We start from the raw sequence: 12033 nt of genomic DNA on the forward strand, positions 1-12033 counted from the left end.
GAACCGGGAAACAATGACGAGGAAGGAGGGCGTGGTGCGCGAGGACTACCCGGCCGACGCCGAGACCAGGCGCAACTTCGAGGAGCTGCTCGACAGGGTGCGCGACGGTGGGGCGCCGCACTCGGACAGCGGCCTCGACCTGACCACCGAGGAAGCGCTGTGGGATATCACCCGCGCCTACCCCGAGGTCCCCGACGAGCTGGTCGCGGCGGCGCGCGCGGCCTTCGAGGGCCAGTTGGACGGCTCGAACGCCGCCGCCCGCCGCGCCGAACGGGCCCGCAAGATCGAGGCCATCAACCGGCGCCGGAGCGCCCCGTGACGAATCCGCACGCCGCCGAGGAGAACCCCGCCACCGTGACCACGCCGGACGACCTGCGCACCGCCCGCGATCAGCCGGGCAAGGAGGCGCAGGCCACGAACGACGACGCGACCCCCGCCGAGGGGGAACCCGACCTCGGCTTCACCCTCGGCGGCGAGCAGACCTCCGCCGTGCCCGCTCCCGCCCAGGCACCGCCCGACCCGGTCGAGCGGAGCACCGAACTGAGCCGCGCCATCGCCCGCGAGATCGCGGCGCTCGGCCCGGAGGGCTGGCGCCGGGTCGACGCGGTCTTCGCCATGACGGTGGCCGCGGAGGTCGCGCTGGTCATCTTCTCCGACGAGCAGCAGCGCACCGCGCAGGTCTTCCCCTCGGAGCAGGTGCTCTCGCTGGTCCGCGCGCACCGGCAGCTCTCGGCGGAGCTGGGCGACGGGCCGTGGTGGCGCTACCTGCTCGCCCTGGACAGCGAGGGGCGGCTGGAGGTCGATCACGACTTCGGCGAGGAGCCGTTCCCGGACGATCACCTGTTCCCGGCCGCGGTCTACCGGGCCGATCTCGAGGTGTTCCCGCGCACCAGGCTGCCGATCTGGCTCGCCGCCTACCTCGGGCACGACGATCGCCAGGCCCGGCCGCCCGCGGTCGCCAGGGCGGACCACCGGGCCAGGCGCGATGCCGTCGTCGCCGAGGACGCGCTGCCCGACCTGCCGCTCGTTGTCGCCCGCTGGTCGGTGCTCGCCGCGGTCTTCGTCGCCATCGGCTCCCAGCTGGGGCCGCGGGTGCTGCCCGCGCTGCACTGGTTCGAGGGCTCGGCGCGCAGCGGGTCGTCGCTGTACACGCTGCCCGGCGATCGGGCGGTGCTCTCCGGCGGCATCTGGGACGCGCCGGAGCTGGACGCCGTCTACAACGACGGCGCCGACATGCCCGCCTACTACGCGGGCGCCCCCGAGTGGCTGGCGAACCCGGTCCTCAATACCCGCGCAGGCACCGGGCTGCTGTCGTTCTGCTACTGGTGGGAGCGCGGCCGCTGGTACCGCGCGGAGTCGCCCGGGGTGGCGGAGCTCGGCGCCGCCGTTCCGGCGATCTGGTCGACGGAGAGCACCGCAGGCATCGTCGCCGCGCTCATCGCGGAGGCGAGCGGCGCCGACCCGGGCGCGGCGGCACTCGATCTCGTCGTCGCCGCGGAAACCGGCGTTGTGCATCGCAGTACGGTGCAGCGGGTGCTCGGCGCCGGCCCCGGGCTCGACATCGACGCGGGGCTGCTGCAGCTGAGCATGGCGGGGATCGTCACCGAGGACGCGGACCCGCTTCCGGCGGGCGACGCGCTGGCCGCCGTCCGGCGGCTGGTCGCCGAAAGTGGCGCGGACACCGCCGGATACCCGCTCGACCGGCTGCGCGCGGATCGGGTGAGCGTCGGCTGGATGGTCTACTCCCCGGCTGATCCGGACAACGCGGGCATCGGCCGCGCTGTGTTCTACGTCGCCGACGACGGGGTCGTCGAACAGGCATCCTCCGCCCTTCCGCCCGCGCTCTACCAGGCCGCATTCCGTGATCGCTTCCACGCGCGGCGGGCGCGCGCGGAGGTGATCTGACACTCACCGGGCCCCGAGGAATCGGGTTTGTACACGCGCTGTTCACCTGTGGGAACATAGAATTGGTGAAAGCGGAAAGAACCAGCTATGAGACTTTCTCGCGATGCGCGGTACGAACGCTGGTCATCGGTAGGGGAGTGAGCGATGGCGACGACTCCATGGGACAGTTTTCACAGCCAGGCCGGGGCAGGCGTCCTCAAGCTGGAGCCCGGTGTCCTGGAGGGGCTGGTCAACGCCGCCAACGGCGCCCGGGTCCGGGTGAAAACCGTACGCGGACAGGTGAACAAGGTCGACAACCTGCCGCCGTTCGCCGCGGTGCTCGCCTCCGGCGAGATGCTCGCCCGCCGGTTCTCCGCCAAGGGCCAGGATCTCGGCCGGATCCTCGATGACCACGTGGACATCCTGGACGACCTGAACGAGACGTTCATGGCCGCCGCCCGCACCTACGTGAACTCCGAGCACCGGGGCAGCGCCGATTTCGAGCGGCTCCGGCAGTGGATCACCGACCACCGCGATCCGAGCCTGCTCGACACGCTCTCGCAGCGGCCGCCCCCGGCGGATCTCAGCACCGCCAACGACCACTACAACCCCGGCGGCGCGGCGCCGACCCCGGTGCCGACGTGGAACGAGGTCGGGTCGCACGGCGAGCAGGGGCACTGGGGGCTCCCTGCGGATCTGCAGAGCCCGCGCGGCGTGCAGTTCGACCCGCAGGCCGGGCTGCACCCGGAGCAGTTCGAGCCGATCACCTACGAGCAGTACCAGACCATCATCGCCTCGATCACGCAGGGCAATCCGGCGCCGCCGTTCGCCGCCGCGCAGGCCGCGGCCGACTGGCGCTGGCTCTCGGGTGAGTTGCGCAGCAGCTTCAATATCCTGACGACCCAGATGGCCGGCACCCAATCCAGCTGGACCAGCACCGATTCGAACGGCGCGGCCGAGCGGGCGCGGGCGGCGATCCAGGCATACGGTACGGGCGTGGACACGCTGCTCACCAGCATGAACGCGGTCGGCTCCGCGCTGGAGTACGTGTCGGAGTGGCTGTACACCACCGGTATCGAGCTGCTCCAGGTGAACGATTCGCTGCCGACCGCGGGCAACCCGGGGGAGACGGCGGCGCAGTTCGACCAGCGCCGCAAGGAGCTGGCGCACACCGGCTACGTCCGGGTGATGAACAAGGACTACGGCCCCGGCGTCGAGCAGACCGCCCAGGTGATCGCGATCCTGCCCCCGGCCGTCGCGCCGACCACCGGCCAGCCGCCGCAGGTGCCGGGCGGTCCCGGCGGGAACAGCGCGCGCGGCGGGCCGGGCGGTGGCGGTGGCGGGGTGCCCGGTGGCGGCGGCGGGCCGAATGCGGGCTTGCAGCAGCTGGCCGGGATGCAGGATCGGCTGCTCCCGTCCGCCGAGGAGATCGCGCAGCTGGAGCAGGGCCAGGGCCAGGGCGATGGACAGGGCCAAGGCCAGGGCCAGGGCGACGGCCAGGGGCAGAACGGGCTCACGCCTGCGCAGCAGCGGGCGCTGGCCGGGCAGCAGGGGCAGCAGGGCGGCCTGGAGTCGCTGCAGCAGCTGGCGCAGTTCGGTCAGCAGGCCGGTCAGCAACTCGGGCAGCTCGGTCAGCTCGGCCAGCAGCTCGGCCAGTTGGGGCAGCTGAGCCAGCTCGGCGGCTTCCCCGGCGGCATCCCCGCGATCCCGGCCCTTGCCGAGCTGCAGGAGCAGGTCAAGCGGGGACAGGGCAAGGGTGGCGGCGGTGCGGGCGGCGGCGGCGCCGGTGGCGGCGGCATCGGGGAGCGCTCCGCGCTGCAGAACCTCGACAAGGCGTCGAAGCTGTTCCCGCGCGCGGTCCCGGCCGCCGAGTTCGGAACCGCGACGAGGGCGGGGCTGGCGACCGGTGCCGGGATGCCGATGAGCGGCATGCCGATGGGTGGCCCGATGGGCGGTGCGGGCGCCCAGGGCGGCGGGCAGCAGAAGGACCACAAGCGCGCCGACTACCTGGACTCCGACGAGCACCTGGAGGAGGCGTTCGGGGAGGCGCCGGTGGTCGTGCGGCCGGTCGTCGAGCAATGACGCGCGCCTGGGAACTCTCCCCGGTGGAGTTCACCGGGCTGTGGGCGGCGCGCCGGGAGTCGCTGCCGGAGCCCTTCTTCCACCTGCCGGAGCCGGGCGCCACCTGGGCCGAGGGCAGGCGACGCCGGACCGCGGCCGTCGCCGACGTCCGCGCGCGGTTCGGGAACGAGGTCGACGGTGTGCTCGATGCCGTCACCAGGCCCGATATCCGGCTGGTCGTGCGCGGGATGAGCGGAACGGACACGGCGGACGCGGAGTCGAGGATCCGGTTGCTCGCCACCCGCACCGGGGACCGCGGCTTCCTCATCACCCAGCGGCCGGGGCCGACCGCGTCGGCGGCGTCCGGCTACACCATCACCGAGCAGAACGTGCTGGCGCTGGGTGCGGTGGTGACCGCGGCCCTGCCCGAGCGGGAGGCGGGCCGCAAGCCCGGCTTCGAGTACCCGGCTCCGGCCGGCGGCGGCCACGACTACCGGCAGTCGCTGGTCCGGGACACGGCGGCGGACCCGGTGACCGGCAGGGCCGACGAATTCGAGCGGGCGAGCCTGGATCTGGTCGGCTCGATCACGGTGCAGCAGGGCAGCTCCCGCTTCGGCCCGCGCGGGATCAACACGGTCCACCTGTACTGGCGCGACCTCGCCGACGACGGCAGATACGTGCTGGTGCCCGGCGATCCGATGACCGTGGTGCCCGCCGACCGCGCCAGGATGACCGGCCTGGTCGACGCCGGGATCGCGGAGATCGTCCGCGCGATCCGGGACGACCGGGCATGACGAACGGAGCGAACGAGATGACCGACGAGCGATCCGCGGAAGCCGATTTCCCCGCGGAGTTCACCGCCGCCACGGTGACCGGGGCCATCGTGGTGCGCACCACCGAGTCCGGGCTGCCGATCGGGATCACCGTCGACCCCGACCAACTCCGGCGCGACCCAGCCCAGCTGGCCGCCGAGATCCTGCGGCTCTGCGGGCAGTCGGCCGCGCGGGCCGGGCTCGCGCGCCGCGAGTACCTGCGCGCGTCCGGCTTCACCCCGGAGATGTTGGCGCGCACCGGCTTGCCGACCGAGCGCGAGGTGGCGGCCGCCGAGATCGTCGCCGAGCAGGAGTACGAGACCGAGCCGCAGAGCTGGCTCCGCTCCGTCTGAACCGACCGACACCGACGAAGGAGGGGCACATGGTCGACACCATGGACGAATTGCTCGCCCGGGTGCAGAACCAGATCTACCGGCTCCGCGATCTGGGCGACTCGATGGACGCCGTGCGTGCCACCGAGACCTCGCCGGACGGCGCGATCACCGTCGAGGTGAACGGCAACGGCGCCCTGCTGGATCTGCGGCTCACCGGCGCTGTGGCGAAGCTCACTCCCGATGGGTTCGAGCAGGCCCTCGTCGCCACCGCCCGTGCCGCCGCGACCCGCGCCTTTGCCGAAAGGGGCGAGCTCATCACCACTTTCAATGCCGAGCAAAACCGGTGACCGATGCCGAGTAGTCATCGAAAGTTAACCGAACGATGCCCGACGCGCGGGATCACCGGTCGGTAACGTAGAACGAAACATGCTGGCATGTTTCGGGATTGGACGATTGTCATGAACCACGTTGCAGTTGTGCCCGATGCCGTCCGCCGGTACGGCGACGCCTCGGCGTCGATGGCCGCCGGTATCGCCACCGCGGGCGCGGTCGACCAGGTGGCGACCGTGGCCGCCGTCGTGCCGGTCTTCGGCCTCATCGGCCAGGAGTTCCTCGCGGCCTACGCGGTGGCGCAGGCCAACCACATCGCGTCGCTGCTCGAACTGGCGGGCGTGCACGCGGGAACGGCGTTGACCTCCTACGAGGCGGCAGCCACGTACGAGGCGACGGACAGCGCGTCGGGGGCGGCCATCGGAGCCGTCCAGCAGCAATGAGCCCGCCGGAGCAGGGGCAGGGGCCGCCGGTCGATCCCACGGTCCTCGACCTGCTGCGGGGTAGCGCGCTGGCGCCCATGCTCGACCGCCCGGTCGGCGACATCCTGCGCGACATGGGATTTCCCGCGCTCCCCGATCTCACCGCGCTGCCGCCGCTGCCCGGGTTGCCGCCGCTTCCGGTGCTCGACCTGAGCGCGCTGATGCGGCCGCTCACCGATCTGGCCGCGGCCTTCGGCAACGGGAAGCTGCCCGAGCCGCCGCCGCAGCCGGTGCCGGCCGACCCGGCGGCCGCGCAGGCGCCGCCCGCCGACCCGACCCAGATGCTGCAGCAGGTCGGCACCATCCTGCAGTCGGTGACCCAGCTCGGCAGCACCGCGCTGCAGGCGGTCATGCAGGTCTGGCAGAGCATGGCGGCCGAGCAGGCCGCGGCGAAGGCCGGGCAGGCGCAGACCGACGGCGCCGAGCTGGCCGCGCAGAGCACGCAGGAGAAGGCGATCATCGGGAACGGCGCGACCAGCGTCTTCATCGGTGCCGCCGAGCTCGCCGCGGTGATCGCCAAATTCTCCGCGACGCTCGCCGCCGCGCCGCTCTACGCGACCAGCGGACCGGGGATGGCCTTCCTGGTCGCCTCGGCGGTGGAGTCGGCGGCCGAGGGCGTCGCGATCACTGTCAAGACCAAGGGCGAGATGCTCGGCCACAGCGCGAGCATGACCGCGGCCGGGCAGAAAGTGGCCGTCACCAGCGCGCCCGCGGGCGTCGACGGGGCGCAGCAGCTCTCGCAGCTGCTCGGCATGCTGACTCCGCTGCTGAGCACCGCGACCCAGGTCGCGACCGCGGTGGCGCAGACCGCGGCCAAGCCGGCGAACACCGCGCTGCTGGCACCGGTGCGGGCGGAAGACGAGGCGGCGCGCCATGATCCGGCGAAGCCGATCGCCGCGGGCGGTGGCGGCGCCGGTGGCGGTGGCGGCTTCGGCGGGGGCGGTGGCTTCGCCGCCGCGCCCGCGCCGCTGAGCCCGTGGCAGGGGACGAGGGCCGCGGGCGGACCCGTCGGCGGCCTCACCGGTGCGGGCGCCGCCGCGGCTCCCGCCGCCGTCGCCCCGGCCGCGGCGAGCGGCGGGCACGGCGGCAGCGGCGGTTTCATGCCCGCGGGCGGTGCGGCGGGCGCGCTCGGCGGCGCCGGGCTGGCCAGGGAGGGCGAGTCGAGCACCGACGGGGTGCGCGGGGTGCTGGTCACCGGGAGCAACGGCGACGAGGTGGTCGGCCCGATCGACGGGGTCACGCTCCCGGTCGTCGGCGCAACCGCGCCCAACGTGGAACCGCCACCGGACCGCGATCTCAGACTCTGACCGCGGGACCACAGTCCGGCGGCGATCACTTCGACAGGGCACGACCAGGAGGCAGACATGAGCGGCGAGAGCACGGTGCAGGGATTCGACGGCGTCCGGTTCGACCCGGAGGCCGCGGCGCGCGCCTCCACCGGCCTCGACGGGCTGGCGGACCGGCTCGCGGCGGAGCTGCACGCGGTCGAGGAGGCGCTGCGGATCCCGCCCGCAGGCGTGGACGAGGTGTCCGGCCGGGCCGCCGTCACCAGCAACGACGTCGCCGCCTCCTACCTGGGCAGCGCGCAGGCCGGGGTGCACGAGGTGCGGAAGCTGGCGGCGGTGCTCAGGCAGCAGTCCGCCGAGTTCGGCCGGCTGGAGACCGAGACGGTGGCCAGCCTGGAGACCGGCTCCGGCCCCGCCACCACCTGAATCACCCCGCTCCCGAAAGGCGCCGCGTAGCCATGATCGAACCACCGCAGCCGGGTTTCACCGGCGTCGTCTGGGAGGCGCGGCCGCCGCAGCGGCTGGCCGAGGAGCTGTCGACCGGGCCGGGGTCGGTCCCGATGGCCGAGGCGGCGCACGCCTGGACCCGGCTGGCGGGCGCCTTCGGCGCTGCGGTGCTGGAGTACGAGCACGCGCTCGGGGAGCTGCGCGGCGCCTGGCAGTCCGGGCGCAGCGGTGAGGTGATCGAGGCGATCACCGCGCTGCGCCAGTGGCTGCTCGACGTCGCCGGCGCCGCGGCGGCCAACGCCGCCCGGATGCAGGCGCAGGTCGCCGCCTACGAGATCGCCATGATCGCGATGCCTAACCTGGTCGATATCGAGGCCATCCAGCAGGCGCAGCGCGCGGTGGAGAGCATCGGCGCCGCGCTCGGCGGCCCGATCAAGGCGGTGGCCGCGCAGACCGACACCGAGGCGGACCAGGCCAAGGCGGTCGCCTCCCGGGTGATGCGCAGCTACGAGGCCGCGACCGAGCCGCTCGCGCTGGCCTGGGAGCAGCAGCACCCGCCGCGGATCGCCCCGGAGCAGCCGCTGCAGGCCGAGCAGGCGGCGAGTTCGGCGGCAACGGCGCCGGGTGCCACCGCGAAGCTGTCCCCTGCCTCGTTCGGGATGCCCGCGATCCCCATCGGAATCCCGGCCCTTCCGGCGCGCGAACTCGGCGGCTACCGCGCCCCGATGGTCGCGCAGGCGGCAACGGCCGCCGTCGAGACGGCGCCGCGCGCGACGCCGGTGCCAGCCGCCCCCGGCGGCCAGTCGATGCCGATGACCCCGCTCGCGCAGGGCGGTGGCGCCGCCCAGGAGGCAGGCCGCTTCCCGCGCGCCGCGCTGCCCGGCGAGACCGACGACCACCTCGGCGAGGAGACGGCCGTTCAGGCGGCGCCCGCCGTGCTCGGCGCCGTCGCCACGGGCGGCCACCGGGTCGCGGGCGGCGGGCGGGGGGAGGGGGCACCGTGACCACGCTGACCAACGACGGCCTGCTCGCCGTCGCGCACCGGCTCGGGGTGCAGACCATGCCGCTGGTGCTCGCCGTCGGGCCCGAGCAGGACTCCTACGCCGACTGGCGGATCGCCCAGGAGGCGGCGGTCGCCGAGCTGACCGGCGCCGGGCTGATCGACGACACCGGCGAGGTCGACGCGGAGCTCGCCACCGCGCTCTTCGTCCTCGCCCAGCCGGACCGCCAGCTCGCGGCGCGCACGGTGACCCCGGACGGCACCCGGCGCAGCTGCCTGGCGCGCCGCGGCGAAGAGCATGCCGTCGCCGTGCGCGACGGCGAGCGCTACGAGGTGCGATCGCTCTGGCTGGACGGCTCCAACTCCGCGGCGGGCGCGCCGCTGCTGGCCGCGCTCGACGCGTCGACCCCGGCCGACGTGCCCGCCTTCAGCGCGCCCGCCGACGAACTCGCCGACCGGCTGGACGCCGCGGTCACCGTCAGCGATTACATCGACGCCTTCTACGCCTCCGGTGCGCCGGAACGGGACGCGACCCGGCTCGGGTCCGCGCTCGCCCGTACCCGCGCCTGCACCGAGATCGTGGCGCTGGCGCACGAGGACGGGCGCACCGCGCGGGCCCCCGGCGCGGTCGCGGTGTACGACACCGACCGCGGCCGGGTCGTCGCGGCCCCGTCCCTCGCGCCGGACCGGCGCCTCTGGACCACGGTCACCACCGGCTCCGACCATCGGGTGGCGCATGCGATCGCCACGCTGATCGAGGGCCTGCCCGATGGGAGGTGGCTACCCCGCTAGCTATCTCGCCGCGGCGCACGCCGTGGTGAACGACCGTGGGATTCGGCCGGTTTCCAGTTTCCGGGCGGGTCTCGGCTCCACACAGCACGGATGACGAAAGGTCAGAATCATGTCTCTCACTTCTCTCGGTGGCGGCGCAGGCGCGGTCGGCGTCGAGGCCGACGCCATCACCCAGGTCGAAAGCCGGATGGACCAGGCCATCAACGCCCTCCGGGCGTCCGTCAGCGCCGTCGACGCCGCGTCGGACGCGGCACGGGCGGGCTGGAAGGGCGACGCCAACGCCAAGTTCGTCCAGGTCTCCCAGGCCTGGGACGAGGAGGCCACCCGGCTCAACCAGAAGCTGGACGAGCTGACCGCCGCCGTCGCCGCGGGCAAGGCGACCCTCGTCAACATGGACCAGCAGGCCTGATCCGCCACCACGGCCCCGAAACTCTACCGAAGGACTGAGCCATGACCATTCTGTACGACCCCGCGACCATGAACGCCCTGTACGACGAGCTGAAGACCAACGGAAGCAAGATCCAGGGTGAGATCCAGGAGCTGAACGACGCCGCGAACCTCTTCCGCCAGAACCTGTCGGGTGACCAGGCGATCAGCAACTTCGACAACGCCAACAGGAACGTGAACACCGAGCTCGACGACACGCTGTCCAAGCTGGACCAGCTGGCCGCCGAGGTGGAGAACGCGCTGAGCCGCGCGCTGGAGGCCGACGGCCGGGTGGGCGACGGCTTCTCCGCTTTCTGACGGCACGTCAACCGAGGCCGGCCGGGGTGCGCCCCGGCCGGCCTCGTCGTCAGCGGGCCGCCAGCGACTCGCCGATGTACTCCATCTCCGCGGGCGTGGTCACCATGGACACGGTGGTCTCGGCCGTCCCGATGCGCACCGTGATCCGGTTCGGCGCCGCGGGGTCCTGGAGCAGCGTGATGTCCGGCTCCAGCGCGGCGGATTCGCCCCCGTCCCTGATGTGCACGATGGTGGCGCCGCCCGCGTGCGTGGTCGGCGGCACGCCGTCGAAGACCAGCACGGTGGTGCTCGGGTAGGGCGCCGCCGGGGGCGGTGGCGTGCCGGGCGGGTGGTAGCTGGCGCCGGCGGCGCGCGGCGCGATGGTCAGGATGCCGGGTGTGTCGAGCGCCGTCACCATGGTCTGCCAGCGCTCCGGCCTCGCGGTGTGCACCACGCCGTGCGCGCCGAGCGCGATGGCGCGCAGCACCACCTGCTGGGCCAGGTCGAGGTTGCCGACCACCTCGACGTGCCTGGTGCCCTCGCCGAGCAGCGGCACCGCGATGCCGCGGCCCTGCTCGTCGGCGCCGATCAGCTGCCCGCAGCCGGCGGTCGGCACCGCGATACCGGTCAGCGCGGTCAGCGTGCCGCGGTAGGAGTCGGCGGGGTCGGAGCGCCCGGCGTCGCCGAGCGGGATGCTCGTGGTCAGTGCGCGCAGCTGCCTGCCCGGCAGTGGCCGCAGGCTGGGCAGCGGGGCCGCCTCCGGCTCGGTGTCGGTGTCGATCCGCACCAGCGCCTCCAGCAGCACCGTGCCGAGCAGGTCGGGCCTGGTCTCCGGCTTGTGCGCGCCGGGCCGCAGCCGCAGCGTGACGGTGGTCGAGAGGCTGGGCAGCGCCCAGATCTCGGCCAGCCCCTCAGGCTGCACCGCGTGCGCCTCGACCCGGTAGAGCGCGAGGTGCCGGTCGCCGCTGCGCAGCCCCTTCGGCGTCTCCACCACCTGATCCAGCTCGGTGCCGTGGGTCAGCCTGCGCAGCGCGGCGGTCATCTCGGCGGCGCTGAGCACCGAGGTCGCGATGTCGAGCGCGGCCAGCCGGTTCGCCACCCGCCGGGTCGCGATGATGGCTGCCCGCAGCGAGCCGGTGCTCCCGCCGCCGCGCTTCTCCACGGCGTCCGCGTTGACCAGCGGGTTCAGCCGGAGCACCAGCCACACCGTCCGGTGCGCGATGGCGGGCAGCGGGCCGAGGATGCGCTCGTACAGCCGCGCCGCCACCCCGGTGCCCGCGGTGCGCGCGCCGGTGCTGATCAGGTCGATGCCTGCCAGTTCCAGGTCGAACTGGTTCAGGCACCGCGCCACCTCGGCCAGCGGGAGCAGCTGGTCGGTGTCGAGCGCGCCGGGGCGGAGCAGGGTCAGGCTGTCCGGCGGCGGATCGATGCGCAGCATGGTGACCAGCGCCTCACCGTCCCAGCGCATGCCGTAGCCGCCGCCCTCGCTCACCGGTACGTCGAACGGCTCGCCCGAGGTCGCCCAGTTCGCGGGCAGCCCACGATCCCGCCTGCGGCCGAGCGCGCCCGCGATCCGGGCGGCGAGCGTCCGCTCCCGGATCGGCGCCAGCAGGAGCAGCGCGACCACCACCCCGGCCGCGACCGCGCCGAGCACGTGCGCCGTCGTGGCGAGCACGACCCAGGCCAGGGCCGCGGCGACCAGCACCGAGGGGACCACCAGCCGCAGCGGGAAGATCCGGAACAGCCAGAACGCCGGGTCGCGCAGCCGGTCGTACGGCGAGCCCGGCCCCCGGCGCTCCGGCTCCGGTTCCACGCGCTCGGCCGGGTCGGGGTCGTTCATCGTCTCGTCGGTCACCGTCGTCATCGCGTTTCCCTGCTCGA

General features: G+C 73.8%; 14 protein-coding genes. 13 read left to right on the top strand and 1 reads right to left on the bottom strand.

All coding sequences use genetic code 11. The features are described from left to right. Positions 1-13: 13 nt before the first annotated feature. From ACFUJ1_RS11725 to ACFUJ1_RS11785, 13 genes are all read left to right on the top strand, one after another. Positions 14-319, top strand: coding sequence for a hypothetical protein (locus ACFUJ1_RS11725; protein WP_378644912.1), 306 nt, complete (start codon positions 14-16; stop codon positions 317-319). Further along, positions 316-1905, top strand: coding sequence for a hypothetical protein (locus ACFUJ1_RS11730; RefSeq protein ID WP_378644913.1), 1590 nt, complete (start codon positions 316-318; stop codon positions 1903-1905). Before ACFUJ1_RS11725 ends, ACFUJ1_RS11730 begins: the two co-directional genes overlap by 4 nt. Positions 1906-2049: 144 nt before the next feature. Continuing rightward, positions 2050-3966, top strand: coding sequence for a hypothetical protein (locus ACFUJ1_RS11735; protein WP_378644915.1), 1917 nt, complete (start codon positions 2050-2052; stop codon positions 3964-3966). Beyond that, positions 3963-4739 carry a hypothetical protein gene (locus ACFUJ1_RS11740; RefSeq protein WP_378644916.1) on the top strand — a complete coding sequence of 259 codons (777 nt, stop codon included), beginning with the start codon at positions 3963-3965 and terminating at the stop codon, positions 4737-4739. The genes ACFUJ1_RS11735 and ACFUJ1_RS11740 overlap by 4 nt, the downstream gene beginning before the upstream one ends. 17 nt (positions 4740-4756) lie before the next feature. Beyond that, positions 4757-5110, top strand: a complete 354-nt coding sequence (locus ACFUJ1_RS11745; RefSeq protein ID WP_378644918.1) for a hypothetical protein — start codon at positions 4757-4759, stop codon at positions 5108-5110. A 29-nt stretch (positions 5111-5139) separates the two neighbouring features. After that, entirely contained in the window at positions 5140-5439 is a 300-nt protein-coding gene (locus ACFUJ1_RS11750) for a YbaB/EbfC family nucleoid-associated protein (RefSeq protein WP_378644919.1), read from the top strand. A 111-nt stretch (positions 5440-5550) separates the two neighbouring features. Further along, positions 5551-5865, top strand: coding sequence for a type VII secretion target (locus ACFUJ1_RS11755; RefSeq protein ID WP_378644921.1), 315 nt, complete (start codon positions 5551-5553; stop codon positions 5863-5865). Continuing rightward, entirely contained in the window at positions 5862-7211 is a 1350-nt protein-coding gene (locus ACFUJ1_RS11760) for a hypothetical protein (protein ID WP_378644923.1), read from the top strand. Before ACFUJ1_RS11755 ends, ACFUJ1_RS11760 begins: the two co-directional genes overlap by 4 nt. Positions 7212-7268: 57 nt before the next feature. Continuing rightward, the gene (locus tag ACFUJ1_RS11765; RefSeq protein WP_378644924.1) at positions 7269-7616 is read left to right on the top strand and encodes a PE family protein; all 348 of its coding nucleotides are present in this window, start codon (positions 7269-7271) and stop codon (positions 7614-7616) included. Positions 7617-7648: 32 nt separating this feature from the next. Continuing rightward, positions 7649-8641: a PPE domain-containing protein gene (locus tag ACFUJ1_RS11770; RefSeq protein ID WP_378644926.1), complete on the top strand. Its 993-nt coding sequence runs from the start codon at positions 7649-7651 to the stop codon at positions 8639-8641. Then, positions 8638-9429: an ESX secretion-associated protein EspG gene (locus ACFUJ1_RS11775; RefSeq protein ID WP_378644927.1), complete on the top strand. Its 792-nt coding sequence runs from the start codon at positions 8638-8640 to the stop codon at positions 9427-9429. The genes ACFUJ1_RS11770 and ACFUJ1_RS11775 overlap by 4 nt, the downstream gene beginning before the upstream one ends. A gap of 109 nt (positions 9430-9538) precedes the next feature. Next, a complete protein-coding gene (locus tag ACFUJ1_RS11780; RefSeq protein ID WP_378644929.1) occupies positions 9539-9838 on the top strand; it encodes a WXG100 family type VII secretion target in 300 nt (99 codons plus the stop codon). Between the two features lie 41 nt (positions 9839-9879). Then, positions 9880-10173 (top strand): type VII secretion protein EsxR, encoded by a 294-nt coding sequence (locus tag ACFUJ1_RS11785; RefSeq protein WP_378644930.1) that lies wholly within the window; start codon positions 9880-9882, stop codon positions 10171-10173. Positions 10174-10222: 49 nt separating this feature from the next. On the opposite strand, the gene eccE is transcribed toward ACFUJ1_RS11785, so the two are convergent. Then, positions 10223-12016 (bottom strand): type VII secretion protein EccE, encoded by a 1794-nt coding sequence (gene eccE, locus ACFUJ1_RS11790; protein ID WP_378644932.1) that lies wholly within the window; start codon positions 12014-12016, stop codon positions 10223-10225. Between the last annotated feature and the right edge of the window lie 17 nt (positions 12017-12033).

Origin of the sequence: Nocardia sp. NPDC057227 (assembly GCF_042669725.1) — a bacterium.
Lineage (GTDB): Bacteria > Actinomycetota > Actinomycetes > Mycobacteriales > Mycobacteriaceae > Nocardia > Nocardia asteroides_A.

Excerpts from the sequence above, each read along its gene's own strand:
- ACFUJ1_RS11785 (WP_378644930.1), top strand. The coding sequence starts at position 9,880 with ATGACCATTCTGTACGACCCCGCGACCATGAACGCCCTGTACGACGAG.
- ACFUJ1_RS11760 (WP_378644923.1), top strand. The coding sequence starts at position 5,862 with ATGAGCCCGCCGGAGCAGGGGCAGGGGCCGCCGGTCGATCCCACGGTC.
- ACFUJ1_RS11770 (WP_378644926.1), top strand. The coding sequence starts at position 7,649 with ATGATCGAACCACCGCAGCCGGGTTTCACCGGCGTCGTCTGGGAGGCG.
- ACFUJ1_RS11725 (WP_378644912.1), top strand. The coding sequence starts at position 14 with ATGACGAGGAAGGAGGGCGTGGTGCGCGAGGACTACCCGGCCGACGCC.
- ACFUJ1_RS11780 (WP_378644929.1), top strand. The coding sequence starts at position 9,539 with ATGTCTCTCACTTCTCTCGGTGGCGGCGCAGGCGCGGTCGGCGTCGAG.
- ACFUJ1_RS11745 (WP_378644918.1), top strand. The coding sequence starts at position 4,757 with ATGACCGACGAGCGATCCGCGGAAGCCGATTTCCCCGCGGAGTTCACC.
- ACFUJ1_RS11740 (WP_378644916.1), top strand. The coding sequence starts at position 3,963 with ATGACGCGCGCCTGGGAACTCTCCCCGGTGGAGTTCACCGGGCTGTGG.
- ACFUJ1_RS11735 (WP_378644915.1), top strand. The coding sequence starts at position 2,050 with ATGGCGACGACTCCATGGGACAGTTTTCACAGCCAGGCCGGGGCAGGC.
- ACFUJ1_RS11765 (WP_378644924.1), top strand. The coding sequence starts at position 7,269 with ATGAGCGGCGAGAGCACGGTGCAGGGATTCGACGGCGTCCGGTTCGAC.
- ACFUJ1_RS11755 (WP_378644921.1), top strand. The coding sequence starts at position 5,551 with ATGAACCACGTTGCAGTTGTGCCCGATGCCGTCCGCCGGTACGGCGAC.
- eccE (WP_378644932.1), bottom strand. The coding sequence starts at position 12,016 with ATGACGACGGTGACCGACGAGACGATGAACGACCCCGACCCGGCCGAG.
- ACFUJ1_RS11750 (WP_378644919.1), top strand. The coding sequence starts at position 5,140 with ATGGTCGACACCATGGACGAATTGCTCGCCCGGGTGCAGAACCAGATC.